The following is a 14,079-nucleotide window of genomic DNA, read 5'->3' as shown; positions in this document are numbered from 1 at the left end:
CATGACGCATCGTCATCTTACCCCCGTGACAATGGCGTTGGGCGGCGTCAGGCGCTCGACCGCATCCAGTGCGTCGGCTCCGTAGATGTCGCGCACCCAGGCGCTCTGGTAGATGGTGTCGAGGTAGCGGTCGCCCAGGTCGGGCGAGACGGCGACGGCCACGACGTCCTTGCCTTCGCGGTGCTTCTCGAGCCAGGCCGCGGCGCCGCTGACCACCGTGCCGGTGGAGCCGCCGAACAGGAAGCCGCCGCGGGCGAGCCGGTGGCAGGTGCGGACGGTGTCGACCTCGGGCACGTGGACCACGTCGTCGACGAAGTCCTCGTCCAGCAGCGCCGGCCGGACGCCGGCGCCCAGGCCGGGGATCATCCGCGGGCCGGGCTCGCCGCCGAAGGTGACGGAGCCGACGCTGTCCACCGCGACGACCCGGGTGGCAGGCCGGTGCTCCTTGAAGTAGCGGGCGCAGCCCATCAGCGTCCCGGTGGTCCCGGCGCCGACGAACAGCACGTCCAGCTCGGGGAACTGGCGGAGGATCGACGGCCCGGTGGTGCGGTAGTGGGCCCGCCAGTTGTCCGGGTTGGCGTGCTGGTTGAGCCACACGTACCGCGGCGAGGAGGCGCACAGCTCGCGGACGTAGTCCAGCCGGGCGCCCAGGAACCCGGTTTCCGGCGAGGGCTCGGTGATCATGTGGACATGGCCGCCGAGGGTTTCGATGAGCTGGCGGGTGGACAAGTTCGTACGTGGGTCGACGACGCAGATGAACTGGTAGCCCCGGACGGAGGCGATCATGCTCAACGCCATCCCGAGGTTGCCCGAGGAGGACTCCACCAGGACGGAGTCGCGGTTCAGCCGGCCGTCGCGCTCGGCGGCGTCGACCATGCTGAGGGCGGCTTTGAGCTTGACGGATCCGGCGAAGTTGAAGCCCTCGCACTTGAGGTACAGCGGGTAGTCGAACATCGCGCGCAGGTCGACGAAGAGATCGTCCTCGTTGAACTCCTGCGGTGTTCTGATGATGGGCATCGGCCCGTCCCCCTTCGCGTCGAGTGACGGGACGTCAGTCCCAGATGATGTCGTCGCCGTGCACGGTGGCGGTGTGGGCGCCGGTCGGGGCGGCGGTGGTGGTGGCGCCGGCAGCCGGCGCGGTGAGGGTGATGCCGGCGGCCAGCAGGCCGAGGAGGGCGGCGGCGCGGCCGGCGAAAACGGTGATGCTGCTCATGGTGAACCCCCGGTGGCAAAGACGTCGCGGGCCGCGTAATAAGCGGCGGCGAAACAACGGAAACGGATGAGCGCTCCGCCGGGTTCGAATCCTGCGCTGAATGGCTAGGCGAGCCCGGCTCTCTAATCCTGCGGGAAGGGGGCTCCGGCCCCCTTCGGCGTGACCAAGTCTGTCTCGCACACACGTTCCGTGCCATGGTTCGCCGCTGTCAGGGTCCTGCTATGGCAGCACCCTGCACAGCCTCCGTCTCCGGCGTCACTCCTCCAGCAACGGCAGCCGGTCGTCGCTGAATTGGGCTGCCAGCCGCCATCCGCGCAGTTCAGGCGCGTCCCGTAGGCACCGGCTGGTGATTCGGCGTGCGGCGGAATCCAGGTCTCCGGATTTGGGTGGCCCCAGAAAGAAGACGAGATCGGCGCCGAGCGGGTCGATCTCGACATACACGTGCTCAAGTCCCTCGCCCGGACGGGCGGCCTTTCGGAGCAGTTCGACGAGTTTGTCGGGCGTGACCTGTTCCGGTCCGACCATACCCCGAACCAGACGTCCGACAGTGATATACATGTCAAATCCTCTCGTGGGTGGACCCGCTCGAAGCCCGCAGGAAAGGGCCTGTCCTGAAACCTCGGGTGGCTCCGGGTCAGGTGTCGTAGCATGCCCCCGAGATCCGGCAATGACGTGGCGTTTTCATCAGGTTCGAAATATCGGGGGGGCAGGCGGTGCTGTCAGTGTTAGGACTGGATCCCGACGCCGAGGCCGTGTACCGGACGGTGCTGGCCCGTCCGGAGCTCGGAATCGCGGGGGTCGCGCAGGATCTCAACTGGCCGGAACAACGCGTCCGGGACGCCCTGGACGGACTGGCCCGGCTCACCCTGATCAGGCACTCCGAGCTGGAGCCCGGGCATCTCCTCCTGGTCAACCCGGAGGTCAGCCTGGCGATGCTGATCGGCCGACAGGAGGCCGAACTCGCCGAGCGGCAGCGCCAGATCGCGCAGAGCCGGCTGGAGGCCGCCAAGCTCGTCGCCCAGTACGCCGAGAACCGCAAGGGCGAACGGGGCCTGGGCGTCGAACAGTTGGAGGGTGTCGACCAGATCCGGCTGCGGCTGGAGGAGCTCGCGCACTCCTGCACCAGCGAGATCATGGGCTTCGCGACCGGCGGCGGGCAGTCCCAGGCCGCCCGGAAGGCGAGCCAGGCCGCCGACCAGGCGGTCTTCGACCGCGGCGTGCAGATGCGCAGCATCTACCTGGAGAGCGCGGCCAACGACGGCGGCACCATCGCCCACCTGGACTGGCTCACGGAGAGGGGCGCCCGGGTGCGGGTCGCGCCCTCGCTCCCGATGCGCCTGGTGATCTTCGACCGCGAGGTGGCGGTCGTCCCGACCGATCCGGACGACACCAGCGTGGGGGCTCTGGTGCTGTCCGGTCCCGGACTGGTCTCCGCGCTCTGCGCGCTGTTCGAGTACGTCTGGGAGAACGCCGCCCCGTACGGGAAGACCCCGGCCAGGGGGGCCGAGGGCCTCAACCCGCAGACGATGGCGGTGCTCAGCCTGCTCGCCCAGGGCCACACCGACGAGGTGGTGGCCCGCAGGCTCGGCGTCTCGGTGCGCACCTCGCGCCGGATCACCGCGGAGCTGATGGCCTGGCTCGGCGGCCGGAGCCGCTTCCAGGCCGGGGTGATAGCCGGCGAGCGCGGTCTGCTGCAGGGCGGCGCGTCGGCGCGCGAGGGCCAGGGCCGGTCCGGCTCCTGAGCCCACGCGCCCACGCGAACGGCCGGTCCGGGCGGGACACCTACCGCCTCGCCCGAACCGGCCTGCCCCGTGCTCCTTCAACGCGTCACCGCGGTGCGGTAGACCCGTAGGTTCACCGGGACCAGCACCGCGAGCAGGGCCGCCACCACGATCACCGCGAGCAGCACCGGGTGCCGGTCCGGCAGGCTGGAGCCGGCCACCGTCGGCGCGTTGCCCCACAGCTCGCGGCAGGCCGTGGCCACCAGGCTCACCGGGTTCCACTCGGCCACCGCGCGCAGCCAGGCGGGCAGCCCGGACAGCGGCATGAACGAGTTGGACAGGAACGACAGCACGACCAGGAACAGCGCCGAAATGCCGTTTATCGCCTCGGCGTTGCGCATCAGCATGCCGACCAGCGCGCCCAGCCAGAGCATCACGTAGGCGAAGGCCAGGACCAGCACGAAGCCCAGCACCGCCGAGCCGGCGTCCTTGTGGATCCGCCAGCCGACGCCGAGACCGGCCAGGGTGACGGCGAAGGTGGCGGCCGCGGCGGTGAGCAGGTCGGCCGCGGTGTGGCTGACCAGGACGGCGGAGCGGCCCATCGGCAGCGAGCGGAAGCGGTCGATCAGACCGGTGCGCAGGTCGGTGGCCACACCCAGCGCGGCCACGCCGACGCAGGTCAGACCGACCTGGGCGAACACCCCGGCCATCACGTAGTCGTGGTACTCCCCGGAGCCGGCCACGGTCACCACGCTGGCGAACAGGTAGCCCAGGACGACCACCATGGTCACCGGCGTCAGGGTGATCGCGATGATCTTCTCGGGAGTGCGGCGCAGGTGCCGCAGGTGGCGGCCGATCAGCGCGGCGGTGTCGCCGAGGGCCGTGCCGAGGCCGGCCGATGCGCCGATGTCACTCACTGCTCGTCTCCCGTCCGTGCGGTGGCGGCGGCCACCGGCTCCCGCTCGGCCTTCTCACCGTTCTCGGTCCGCCCGGCCTTCTCACCCGGCGCGGCCTTCTCGGCCTTCTCGTCCCGCTCGGCCTCCCCCTCCGGGCCCTGTGCGAGCGGCTGGGCGCCCTCCTCGGGGGCCCGGCCCACCTGGGTGCCGCGCCCGGTCAGGTGGAAGAACACGTCGTCCAGCGACGGGCGGCGCAGCGCGAAGTCGGTCACCGGCACGCCGGCCGACTCCAGGGCGACCGCCGCGGCGGCTATCGTGCCGATGCCGTCGGCCAGTTGGACGGTGATCCGGCGCCCGGTGCGGTCCACCTCGGGCTGGGCGGCGGCCACCGGGGCGAGCACGGCCAGGGCCTGCGGCAGGGCGGCGTCGGTCGAAACGCCCACTTCCAGCCACTCCTCACCGACCTTGCGCTTGAGCTCGTCCGGGGTGCCCTCGGCGATCACCTGGCCGGTGTCGATCACCAGGATCCGGTCGGCCAGGAAGTCGGCCTCCTCCAGGTACTGGGTGGTGAGCAGCACGGTCACCCCCTGGGCGACCTGCTCACGGACCATCTCCCAGAGCACCAGCCGGCTCGCCGGGTCCAGCCCGGTGGTCGGCTCGTCCAGGAACAGCACCTCGGGTCGCCCGATCAGCGCGGCGGCCAGGTCCAGCCTGCGGCGCATGCCGCCGGAGTAGGTCTGGGCCGGCTTCTCGGCGGCGCCCTCCAGCTCGAAGCGGGTGAGCAGTTCGGCCGCCCGCGCGCGGGCGCCCTTGCGGCCCAGGTGCAGGAGCCGGCCGAGGAGTTCGAGGTTCTCGCGGCCGGTGAGCAGCCCGTCCACGGCGGCGTACTGGCCCGCCAGGCCGATCCGGCGGCGCACCTGGCGCTGCTGGCGGACCACGTCGAAGCCGGCCACCTCGGCCCGCCCCTGGTCCGGCTCCAGCAGGGTCGCCAGCAGCCGGACGGTGGTGGTCTTGCCGGCCCCGTTGGGCCCGAGCAGGCCGAGCACGGTGCCGGCCGCCACCTCCAGGTCCACGCCTCTCAGCGCGTGGTGCTCCCCGTATCTCTTGCCGAGACCGGTCGCCCGAATGGCTGTGTCCATCATTCATTCCCCCTTTCACGGAGGTAGGTGAATCGTGCGGAAAGCCGACGCCGGAGCGCATTCCGGCGTGGGACCAAGGAATTGGGTGGAATCGTTCGGCGGCCGCTGGGCGTTGCCGCGGCTTCGGCCCGGCTTCACTCGGATGTGGCCCGCTCGAATGGTTGTCCCTCAACGGGAACCGACCGTAGCACCGGGGAAACGGACGCGGTAAGGGGCTTCGGCGGGGCTCGGCTGGCAGCAGCTTGCCACCGCAGGATGCTGCAACTCCCGCAGGCCCCGGGGCCGTTCGCGAGGGCCTACGGTCATGAGTATTCCTCCGGTCCCCCTCATGCCGGTGAGGACACATCCGAACCCGACTGTCGCCACTGCGGCTTGATCATGCCGCCTATCGCAGGAGAGGTAATGGCACGTCAAAGCAACTTCGCGGCCAGGCTGGGCGAGTGGAGTGCCCACCACCGCAGGACCGCCGTCATCGGCTGGGTCGTCCTGGTCGTCCTGGTCACCGTGCTCGGTGGCATGGTCGGCCAGAAGAGCCTCACCCAGGCCGACTACGGGACCGGGGACTCCGGCCGCGCCGCCCAGATCCTCAAGGACGCCGGGATCAACGACCCGGTCAACGAACTGATCCTGGTCCACAGCGACGGTCTGACCGCGGACTCCCCGGAGTTCCGCAGCGCCGTCCAGGCCACCTCCGACGCGGTCAACAAGACCGGTCTCGCGGAGAACCTCCGTGACCCGTACACCACCCAGGCCTTCTCGGCCGACAAGCACTCGGCACTGATCACGTTCGCCGTCACCGGCGACCCGGACACCGCGGCCGACCGGATCGAGCCGGTGATCACCGCCGTCCAGGACACCGCCAAGGCCCACTCGCAGGTGACCATCGGCGAGTTCGGCGGCGCGACCGCCCTCAAGGGCATCAACGACAGCCTCGGCGACGACTTCACGCGCGCCGAACTGACCGCCCTGCCGGTCGCGTTGGGCATTCTGCTGGTGGTCTTCGGCGCCTTCGTGGCGGCCGTCCTGCCGGTCGCCCTGGCGGTCACCGCCTGCATCGGCGCGCTCGGCCTGCTCTCGCTGAGCAGCCAGGCGGTGCCGGTGGACGGCATGACCAACTCGGTGATGTTCCTGATGGGTCTGGCCGTCGGCGTCGACTACTGCCTGTTCTACCTGCGCCGTGAGCGCGAGGAGCGGGCGGCCGGCCGGGACAAGGCGACCGCGCTGCGGATCGCCGCCCACACCTCGGGCCACTCGGTGATGGTCTCCGGCTTCACCGTCATGGTCGCGATGGCCGGCATGTTCCTCTCCGGACTGACCGTCTTCGAGGGCTTCGCGATGGCCACCATCGAGGTCGTCGCGGTCGCGGTGGTCGGCTCGATGACCGTGCTGCCGGCCCTGATGTCGATGCTCGGCGACAAGGTCGCGTCCGGCCGGATCCCGTGGATCAGCAAGCGCCGCCAGGCCGCCGCGGCCAACCCCAAGCCCGCCAACGCGCTGCTGCGCGGCGTGCTCGCCCGCCCCGGCATCTTCGCCGTGCTGTCCGCCGCGGTGCTCGTGGTGCTGGCCGTGCCGGCGCTCGGCATGAAGACCGAGAAGCTCGGCATGGACAAGCTGCTGCCCTCGGACAACCCCCTGGTCTCTGTCTCGCAGCGGATCGACCGGGAGTTCCCCGGCTCGCCCTCGCCCGCCACCGTGGTGGTCAAGGCCGATGACATCGGCTCGCCGCAGGTCGCCAAGAGCATCGACGACTTCAAGGCGGCCGCCCTGGCGTCCGGCAGGACCGGCAACCAGATCGACGTGCGGTACTGGAAGGACAAGAACATCGCCGAGATCAGCGTTCCGCTGGCCGGCAACGGTACCGACGCCACCTCCAAGGCGGCTCTGGCGGCGCTGCGCGGGCAGCTGGTGCCGCAGACGCTGAAGACCGTCCCGGGCACCACCGCACTGGTCAACGGTGACCTCGCCTTCTCGGTCGACTACAACGACCAGCTGCACCGCAGCATCGTCCCGGTGTTCGCCTTCGTCATGGGCGTCACCTTCCTGCTGATGCTGTTCTCCTTCCGCTCGCTGACCATCTCGATCACCTCGATCCTGCTCAACCTGCTCTCGGTCGCGGCCGCGTACGGCGTGATGACCGCGGTGTTCGTGCACGGCTGGGGAGCCTCGATCGTCGGCACCAAGGCACCCGGCGCGATCGAGTCCTGGATGCCGCTGTTCGTCTTCGTGGTGCTCTTCGGCCTCTCGATGGACTACCACGTGTTCGTGGTCTCCCGGATCCGCGAGGCCTACCTGTCGGGCAAGCCCAGCCGGGAGGCGGTCGGCCTCGGCATCCGCAACACCGCCGGGGTGGTCACCAGCGCCGGGCTGATCATGGTCGCGGTGTTCGCGGTCTTCGGCACCCTGGGCATGCAGGACTTCAAGCAGCTCGGCATCGGCCTGGCGGTCGCGGTCCTGCTGGACGCCACGCTGGTCCGCGCGGTGCTGCTGCCCGCGGTGATGGCCCTGCTCGGCGACCGCAACTGGTACCTGCCGCGCTGGCTGGGCGGCGGCCGCAGCACCCGCGCCCACGCCGGTGGTGCGCACGCGGCCGGCGGCCGCCACGAGCCCGCCGGCACCGCCTACGTCAGCTGACCCCACTCCGCCCGCACATCCGAATCCCCGCCCGCACCGGGCGGTCTCGACTGGAGCCACCACCGTGTTCGAGTTCAGAGTCATCGACGGCACCACCGCCCGCGAGGTCATCGCGGGAGCCCGCCCGCGGATCGTCCAGGAGGTCCGGGAGACCTACCTGACCCACGGCGCCGGCGAGTCGGTCAACCCCGACAGCTACTTCCTGCGGTTCCCCGCCAAGCCGGACGCCCGGATCATCGCCCTGCCGGCCTACCTCGGCGGCAGCGTCGGCCTGGCCGGCATCAAGTGGATCAGCAGCTTCCCGGCCAACATCGAGCGGGGCTTCCCCCGCGCCTCGGCCGCCCTGCTGCTGAACGACTACGAGACCGGCTACCCGTTCGCCGTCCTGGAGGCCTCGCAGATCAGCGCGGCCCGTACCGCGGCCTCCGCGGTGCTCGCCGCCGAGGTGCTCAGCGGCGGCCGGACGGCGGGCCGGCTCGCGGTGGTCGGCGCCGGCATCATCGCCCGCAACATCCTGGAGTTCTTCGGCGCCCAGAAGTGGGCGATCGACGAGCTGGTGGTGCACGACCGCGAGGCGACGTACGCCCAGGCGCTGGTCGACCACGCGGACGCCCAGCTCGGCTACCCGGCGCGGGTGGTCGAGGACCTCGGCGAGGCGCTCAAGGGCGCCGACGTGGTGGTGCTGGCCACCACCGCCGGCGAGCCGTACATCCTCGACCCGGAGACCTTCACCCCCGGCCAGCTGGTGCTCAACATCTCGCTGCGCGACCTCGCCCCGGAGATCATCGGCGGCGCGTACAACGTGCTCGACGACGTGGAGCACTGCATGAAGGCGAACACCTCGCCGCACCTGGCCGAACAGCTCTACGGCAACCGGGAGTTCGTCACCGGCACGCTCGCCCAGGTGATCGAGGGCGAGGTCGCCGTCGGCACCGACCGCCCGGTGGTCTTCTCGCCCTTCGGCCTCGGCGTGCTCGACCTGGCGGTCGGCGCGCTGGTGCACGCGGAGGCGGTGGCCGCGGGCAAGGCGACCGAGATCCCCGGCTTCTTCGCGGAGACCACCCGCTGGTAGCCCCCACCACCGGCCCGCCCCACCGGGCCCGTCGCCACAGGTCCGTCCACCGGGCCCGTACCACCGACGAGGCCCCCGACCGTTTCGCGACGGTCGGGGGCCTCGTGACCTGCGTACCCTACGCCTCCGTGCCGCCGAAGCGGGCCGTCCAGGCCGCCAGGTCCTCGTCCGTGATCTTCGCGAACAGCACCGGCGGCACGGTGAACGGCGTCCCGGCCGGGACCAGGTCCAGCGCCCGGGCCTCCTCCCCGGTGATCCAGGTGCGCCCGTCCGAGGGCAGCGCGAAGGCGCCGCGCATCGCCGCCGCGGCGGTCGGGATGAACGGCTCGGACACCACCGCGTACAGCCGGATCAGGTTCATCGCCGTCCGCAGGGTCAGCGCCGCCGCCTCCGGGTCGGTCTTCACCTGCTGCCAGGGCGCCTTCTCGTCCAGGTACGCGTTGCCCGCGCTCCACAGCGCGCGCAGCGCCTGCGCCGCCTTGCGGAAGTTCAGCGCGTCCAGCTGGGCCTCGTACTCGGCCAGCAGGCCGGCGATCTGCTCGCCGAGCCGCGCCTCGGCCTCGCCGGCCGCGGCCCCGGCCGGGACGTCGTCGCCGAAGCGCTTGCGGCTGAAGGAGAGCACCCGGTTGACGAAGTTGCCGAGGGTGTCGGCGAGGTCCTTGTTGACCACCGAGGCGAAGAGGTCCCAGGTGAAGCTGGAGTCGTCCGACTCGGGGGCGTGCGCCATCAGGAAGTAGCGCCAGTAGTCGGCCGGCAGCAGCTCCAGCGCGACGTCCGTGAAGATCCCGCGCTTCTGGCTGGTGGAGAACTTCCCGCCGTAGTACGTCAGCCAGTTGAAGGCCTTGACGTAGTCGACCTTCTTCCACGGGCGGCGCGAGCCGAGGATCGTCGCCGGGAACATCACGGTGTGGAACGGGACGTTGTCCTTGGCCATGAACTGGGTGTAGCGGACGCTCTCGTCGGCCTCGTACCACCAGGACTTCCAGTCCCGCCGCTCCGCCGGGGCCGCGTCCGCCCATTCCTTGGTGGCGCCGATGTACTCGATCGGGGCGTCGAACCAGACGTAGAACACCTTGCCCTCGGCGGCCAGTTCGGGCCACACGTCGGCCGGCACCGGGACGCCCCACTCCAGGTCACGGGTGATCGAACGGTCCTGCAGGCCCTCGGTCAGCCACTTGCGGGCGATCGAGGAGGCCAGCACCGGCCAGTCGTCTCCGTGGTCGGCGATCCAGCGCTCGACCTCCCCGGTCAGCTTCGACTGGAGCAGGAACAGGTGCCGGGTCTGCCGGACCTCCAGGTCGGCGCTGCCGCTGATCGCCGAGCGCGGCTCCAGCAGGTCGGTCGGGTCCAGCACCCGGGTGCAGTTCTCGCACTGGTCGCCGCGCGCCTTGTCGTAGCCGCAGTGCGGGCAGGTGCCGACGATGTAGCGGTCCGGCAGGAAGCGGCCGTCGGTGTTGGAGTACACCTGGCGGATCGAGCGCTCCTCGATGAAGCCGTTGCGCTGGAGTTCGCGGGCGATCTCCTGGGTGATCTCCCGGTTCTGCGGCGAGGAGCTGCGGCCGAAGTGGTCGAAGGACAGCCCGAAGCCGTCGTACACCGCCTTCTGGGCCTCGTGCGCCTGGGCGCAGAACTCCGCGACCGGCAGCCCGGCCTCCTGGGCGGCCAGCTCGGCGGGCGTGCCGTGCTCGTCGGTGGCGCAGATGAACAGCACCTCGTGGCCGGTCTGGCGCAGGTAGCGGGAGTAGACGTCCGCCGGGAGCATCGACCCGACCATGTTGCCCAGGTGCTTGATCCCGTTGATGTACGGAAGGGCGCTGGTGATCAGGTGCCGAGCCATCCTCGGATGCTCCGATTTCTCCCGCACGCGCACCCCGACGCGGAGTGCTGTGCCAGGCGCAGGGGTCCACTGTGGGCTGCCAAGCCTACCGCCGTCACGGCGGGGTCACGGCCGGGCTCACAGCCGGGTTGACGGCCCGGTTCACGGCCGGGCCCGGGTGAAGTCGGCGTACCGGTCGAACTCCCCGGCCTTCACCCCGCGGACGAACGCCGCCCACTTGCGCGGCGTCGTGCGCACCACCACCTCGGGCAGGTCCGACTCCCGGATCTCCACCAGGCCGCCCGCCGATCTGACCTCCACGCAGTCGGTGCTCTCGCCGCTGGCTGACGCCTTGCGCCACGTACTCATACGAAGTCTTTCAGTAAGGCCCGGATGAAGTCCCGGGACTCCGCCGTCCCGAGCGCGATCGCCGCGGTCTTCTCCTTGATCCGGCGGTAGGAGGCCAATTCCGCCTCGGAGTGCACGAACTTCGGCCCGTGAGAGAGATCGATCTGCACGGTGTCGAGCTCCGGGACCGGCCCGCGGGCGAGATACAGGCTCTCCCCGGACCCCGTGTAGGTGGGCACGCTGAACGGGATCACCCGGATCTCCACGCCCGGCCGCTCGGAATTCTCCAGCAGGCTCCGCAACTGCTCGCGCAGCACTTCCGGACCGCCGAACTGCATCCGCAGTGCGGATTCGTGCAGGATTGCGCTGTACGGCTTCGGGTGGTCGACGAAGATCTGCTGGCGCCGAATCCGGAATGCCTTCCGGACCTCCGCCTCCTGCCGGTAGTGCGCGGGAAGCCGCTCGAACACCGCGGCGGCGTAGTCCGAGGTCTGCAGCAGCCCGGGGATGAAAGTGCTGTTCAGGATCGACAGCGACGCCGCGTGGTGCTCCATCTCCGCGATGTCGACGATCCCGCTGGGCATCCGCCCCCGGTAACCGTCCCACCAGTACTTACGGCGGTCCTGCGTCATCGCGAGCAGCGCGTCGAGGTACGGGCCCTCGGGGCAGCCGCAGGTGCGCGCCCAGGTCCGGAGCCGCTCGGCGCTGATGCCCGACTTCCCGTTCTCCATCTGCGAGATCTTGGGCAGGTCGGTGCCGATCGTGGCGGCCAGGCTCTTGGGCGTCACCCCCACGCGCTCGCGCATCTTGCGTAGTTCGATTCCCAGGCGCTGCTGGCGCACGGTCGGCGACAAGCGGGGTGGCATGACTCTCTTCTCCGAATCGCGGCTACGGTCGATGCTTCCGGTGAAGTGTGCCGTGGACACCGGGCACTAGCTAGCGAAATGGGGGATACCCCACGATGGAGTGAACGTCCAGTCCCTCGGTAGCAACTCTGGCACCCTGACTCTATGGTCATCCTTGTCACTCGCTGACTTGTTGTCCCGTAAACAGTCGCCAAGTCGCCAATGAGCCGTAAATACACACCAGATGCATGGTCAGGGCGTTCGACATCACCGACCGGAGACAGCCGTGCCCCTTCCGCCGCCCCTCCGTCTTCCTCCCCGCAATTCCCCGTCCTGGTGAACGCCCTTCTCGTCGCCGGATTGTCCACCCTCCTCCTCGCCGTCCTTTTCGTCGGCTGGCTGGTCTGGCTGGTCAACGGCCAGCCGCGCGAACTTCGCCCCTTGAAACGCGAGTTCACCCCCCGCCGCCCCACCCCCGTCGACCGCGACTGACCTGCCCTGCCTCCCGACCCCACCCCCACCATGTCCTCAACTCACCGGACAAGCGAGCTGCGGCCAGGTCTTGTTGGGGCAGACAATCACGTAGTGGCCCGACCAGCGGCTGCCGGACACCCAACATGACCACACCACGTCCGACGCCTCGGTCAGTTGCGCAACGGCGCACCGGCGCCGTGCCTCGATCGGCATCCACGGATCGCCGCCGGGCGAGTGCTCCCCGTACCGTCCCGCGAGCCACTCGACCGTGTCGGCCGCTGCTTCCCAGGTGCCCCGTACCTGAGCGGGCGGCCGTAACAGCCACCAGCCCGCGCATCAGTCTCTGGCGCTGACGGGCCCGGCATCGCTCGCCCTTCCCCTGGCTTCTCCGTTGAATCTTCCGCCCAGGTCCTGGGCGGGCGGGGCCGTGGGTGATCTTCGTCCGGTCCAGGCCGAGAGTTGAGGCCGCGTTAGCGGAGGTCTTCCTGGCGGAGTCGCGCATCTTTCGCAGCTCCAGGCCAACGCGCAACTGGCGGGCGGTTGGTGTGGTCCTCGGCGGCATGCGGAGAGTCTCCCGCGTCCGGTGGCGGCAGTCCACTTCGTGTGGGCTGCGGCCCTCGCCGATTGGGGCATATTTTCCCCGAATTGACGAGGCATCAATGCCACGGAATGGGTGGCGCAACTGCCAGAAGATGGCCTGCCGGGTGTAGCGAGTCGCTTACGCGAAGTCGCGCAAGCGGTCCCGAAGTGCACCCCGGGTGTGGGAGTGCAGGCTGCCGTCGCCTGCCCTCCTCCATCGTCGGCGGGGCAGGCCACGGGTTTCGCTTCTCTCCCAGGTGCTTTCCACTCATCTCAGGGCTGGAGAAAGCCATGTGCCTTCCACGGTTCGGTCCCTCCCGGGGCCCGCTCGCCTCCGAGTTCCGGCTCGACCTGTCCCCGCCGGCCCTTCCCGGGATGGTCGGGCCGATCCGCCGATTCCTCCGGGACCTGCTCCATGCCATGGGCCTGGACCCGGACTCGGCGTGCCTCATCCTCTCCGAGGTGGTGACCAACGCCCTGCTCCACGGGGAGGGCCGACCGGGCATCACGCTCGAACTCCTCTGCGGCGAGCTGCACATCACCGTCTCCGACGCCTCGGGGGGCCCGCTTCTGCGGCAGGCCTGGGACGACGCGCGGGCGAGTGGCCGGGGCCTGGACATCGTCGAGGCCCTCTCGGAGGAGTGGGCCGTCGAACTGATCGGCAGCCACGGCAAAGCCGTATGGGCCGTGGCCAAGTTGGGCCCACCGGTGATGAGGGTGAGCCCTCAGCCGCGCGAAAGTCGCTCCTCCAGGCGGGACTTGGCGGCAGGCCACTCGTCGGCGAGCATCGAGAAGTAGACGCTGTCGCGCCAGACGCCGGTGGGGCGGAGGCGGTGGCGGCGGAAGGTGCCCTCGTACTGGGCGCCGAGGCGCAGGATCGCGTTGCGGGAGCGCTCGTTGAGGGCGTCGGTCTTCCAGAAGACGCGGCCCATGCCGAGTTCCTCGAAGGCGTGGGTGAGCAGCAGCAGCTTGGCCTCGGTGTTGACCGCGGTGCGCCAGACCGAGCGGGCGTACATGGTGCCGCCGATCTCCAGGTACTCGTCCTTGGCGTTGAGGTCGTAGTAGCCGGTGACGCCGACGGCGGTGCCGCTGGCGAGGTCGACGGCGGCGAACTCCACGGATTCGCCGCTGGCTCCCTCGGCGATGCGGGCGTCGAGGATCGCGCCGAGCTCCTCCTCGGTGGCGGGCGGGAGGTTCATGGTCCAGCGCCAGACGTCGGGCTCGGAGCCGATGGTGGCCCAGAGGTCGGCGAGATGGTGGCGGGCCAGCGGCTCGAGGCGGATGTGGTGGCCGGTGAGGGTGACGGGTGAGGGCAGCTTCGCGGTCATGATCCGAACGTAGCTCG

The 14,079-nt window shown here is 70.3% G+C and carries 14 protein-coding genes; 5 read left to right on the top strand and 9 right to left on the bottom strand.

Annotated elements, in window-relative coordinates:
* Positions 1-12 precede the first annotated feature (12 nt).
* The 3 genes from sbnA to BOQ63_RS22545 form a co-directional block, all read right to left on the bottom strand.
* The gene (gene sbnA / locus BOQ63_RS22555; protein ID WP_030289525.1) at positions 13-1,017 is read right to left on the bottom strand and encodes a 2,3-diaminopropionate biosynthesis protein SbnA; all 1,005 of its coding nucleotides are present in this window, start codon (positions 1,015-1,017) and stop codon (positions 13-15) included.
* A 34-nt stretch (positions 1,018-1,051) separates the two neighbouring features.
* Positions 1,052-1,213, bottom strand: a complete 162-nt coding sequence (locus BOQ63_RS22550; RefSeq protein WP_157846580.1) for a hypothetical protein — start codon at positions 1,211-1,213, stop codon at positions 1,052-1,054.
* 255 nt (positions 1,214-1,468) lie between these two features.
* Complete coding sequence (locus BOQ63_RS22545) at positions 1,469-1,771, bottom strand: hypothetical protein (RefSeq protein ID WP_030289523.1); 303 nt, start codon at positions 1,769-1,771, stop codon at positions 1,469-1,471.
* Between the two features lie 164 nt (positions 1,772-1,935).
* Here BOQ63_RS22545 and BOQ63_RS22540 point away from each other — a divergent pair, with 164 nt between their 5' ends.
* On the top strand, positions 1,936-2,955 hold the full coding sequence (locus tag BOQ63_RS22540; protein WP_223886017.1) for a helix-turn-helix domain-containing protein: 1,020 nt from the start codon (positions 1,936-1,938) through the stop codon (positions 2,953-2,955).
* Positions 2,956-3,032: 77 nt separating this feature from the next.
* Here BOQ63_RS22540 and BOQ63_RS22535 read toward each other — a convergent pair whose 3' ends face one another.
* Both BOQ63_RS22535 and BOQ63_RS22530 read right to left on the bottom strand, forming a co-directional pair.
* Positions 3,033-3,851, bottom strand: a complete 819-nt coding sequence (locus BOQ63_RS22535; protein WP_072654859.1) for an ABC transporter permease — start codon at positions 3,849-3,851, stop codon at positions 3,033-3,035.
* Positions 3,848-4,969, bottom strand: a complete 1,122-nt coding sequence (locus tag BOQ63_RS22530; protein ID WP_078867631.1) for an ATP-binding cassette domain-containing protein — start codon at positions 4,967-4,969, stop codon at positions 3,848-3,850. The genes BOQ63_RS22535 and BOQ63_RS22530 overlap by 4 nt, the downstream gene beginning before the upstream one ends.
* A 402-nt stretch (positions 4,970-5,371) precedes the next feature.
* Here BOQ63_RS22530 and BOQ63_RS22525 point away from each other — a divergent pair, with 402 nt between their 5' ends.
* The gene (locus BOQ63_RS22525; protein ID WP_050366655.1) at positions 5,372-7,600 is read left to right on the top strand and encodes an MMPL family transporter; all 2,229 of its coding nucleotides are present in this window, start codon (positions 5,372-5,374) and stop codon (positions 7,598-7,600) included.
* Between the two features lie 64 nt (positions 7,601-7,664).
* The gene (sbnB, locus tag BOQ63_RS22520; RefSeq protein WP_072654858.1) at positions 7,665-8,672 is read left to right on the top strand and encodes a 2,3-diaminopropionate biosynthesis protein SbnB; all 1,008 of its coding nucleotides are present in this window, start codon (positions 7,665-7,667) and stop codon (positions 8,670-8,672) included.
* A gap of 118 nt (positions 8,673-8,790) precedes the next feature.
* Here sbnB and metG read toward each other — a convergent pair whose 3' ends face one another.
* The 3 genes from metG to BOQ63_RS22505 all read right to left on the bottom strand — a co-directional run bounded on the left by metG (position 8,791) and on the right by BOQ63_RS22505 (position 11,690).
* Positions 8,791-10,509, bottom strand: a complete 1,719-nt coding sequence (gene metG / locus BOQ63_RS22515; RefSeq protein WP_030289512.1) for a methionine--tRNA ligase — start codon at positions 10,507-10,509, stop codon at positions 8,791-8,793.
* 141 nt (positions 10,510-10,650) lie between these two features.
* Positions 10,651-10,857, bottom strand: coding sequence for a DUF397 domain-containing protein (locus tag BOQ63_RS22510; protein ID WP_030289510.1), 207 nt, complete (start codon positions 10,855-10,857; stop codon positions 10,651-10,653).
* Positions 10,854-11,690 (bottom strand): helix-turn-helix domain-containing protein, encoded by an 837-nt coding sequence (locus tag BOQ63_RS22505; protein WP_167395774.1) that lies wholly within the window; start codon positions 11,688-11,690, stop codon positions 10,854-10,856. Before BOQ63_RS22505 ends, BOQ63_RS22510 begins: the two co-directional genes overlap by 4 nt.
* A 327-nt stretch (positions 11,691-12,017) precedes the next feature.
* On the opposite strand from BOQ63_RS22505, the gene BOQ63_RS22500 reads away from it, so the two are divergent.
* Entirely contained in the window at positions 12,018-12,173 is a 156-nt protein-coding gene (locus tag BOQ63_RS22500; protein ID WP_157846581.1) for a hypothetical protein, read from the top strand.
* Positions 12,174-13,025: 852 nt separating this feature from the next.
* Entirely contained in the window at positions 13,026-13,532 is a 507-nt protein-coding gene (locus BOQ63_RS22495) for an ATP-binding protein (protein ID WP_143174762.1), read from the top strand.
* Here BOQ63_RS22495 and BOQ63_RS22490 read toward each other — a convergent pair.
* Positions 13,460-14,062, bottom strand: coding sequence for a GNAT family N-acetyltransferase (locus BOQ63_RS22490; protein ID WP_030289501.1), 603 nt, complete (start codon positions 14,060-14,062; stop codon positions 13,460-13,462). The two genes, BOQ63_RS22495 and BOQ63_RS22490, sit on opposite strands and share 73 nt — an antisense overlap.
* Positions 14,063-14,079 lie beyond the last annotated feature (17 nt).

The organism is Streptomyces viridifaciens (assembly GCF_001888885.2).
Classification (GTDB): Bacteria; Actinomycetota; Actinomycetes; order Streptomycetales; family Streptomycetaceae; genus Kitasatospora; species Kitasatospora aureofaciens.
The sequence above is the reverse complement of the archived record's forward strand: the minus strand, read 5'-3'. Positions and strand labels throughout refer to the sequence as shown.

Bases quoted from the DNA above. Each gene is read 5' to 3' on its own strand.
- sbnA (WP_030289525.1), bottom strand. From the start codon at position 1,017: ATGCCCATCATCAGAACACCGCAGGAGTTCAACGAGGACGATCTCTTC.
- BOQ63_RS22550 (WP_157846580.1), bottom strand. From the start codon at position 1,213: ATGAGCAGCATCACCGTTTTCGCCGGCCGCGCCGCCGCCCTCCTCGGC.
- BOQ63_RS22545 (WP_030289523.1), bottom strand. From the start codon at position 1,771: ATGTATATCACTGTCGGACGTCTGGTTCGGGGTATGGTCGGACCGGAA.
- BOQ63_RS22530 (WP_078867631.1), bottom strand. From the start codon at position 4,969: ATGGACACAGCCATTCGGGCGACCGGTCTCGGCAAGAGATACGGGGAG.
- BOQ63_RS22525 (WP_050366655.1), top strand. From the start codon at position 5,372: ATGGCACGTCAAAGCAACTTCGCGGCCAGGCTGGGCGAGTGGAGTGCC.
- metG (WP_030289512.1), bottom strand. From the start codon at position 10,509: ATGGCTCGGCACCTGATCACCAGCGCCCTTCCGTACATCAACGGGATC.
- BOQ63_RS22510 (WP_030289510.1), bottom strand. From the start codon at position 10,857: ATGAGTACGTGGCGCAAGGCGTCAGCCAGCGGCGAGAGCACCGACTGC.
- BOQ63_RS22495 (WP_143174762.1), top strand. From the start codon at position 13,026: ATGTGCCTTCCACGGTTCGGTCCCTCCCGGGGCCCGCTCGCCTCCGAG.
- BOQ63_RS22490 (WP_030289501.1), bottom strand. From the start codon at position 14,062: ATGACCGCGAAGCTGCCCTCACCCGTCACCCTCACCGGCCACCACATC.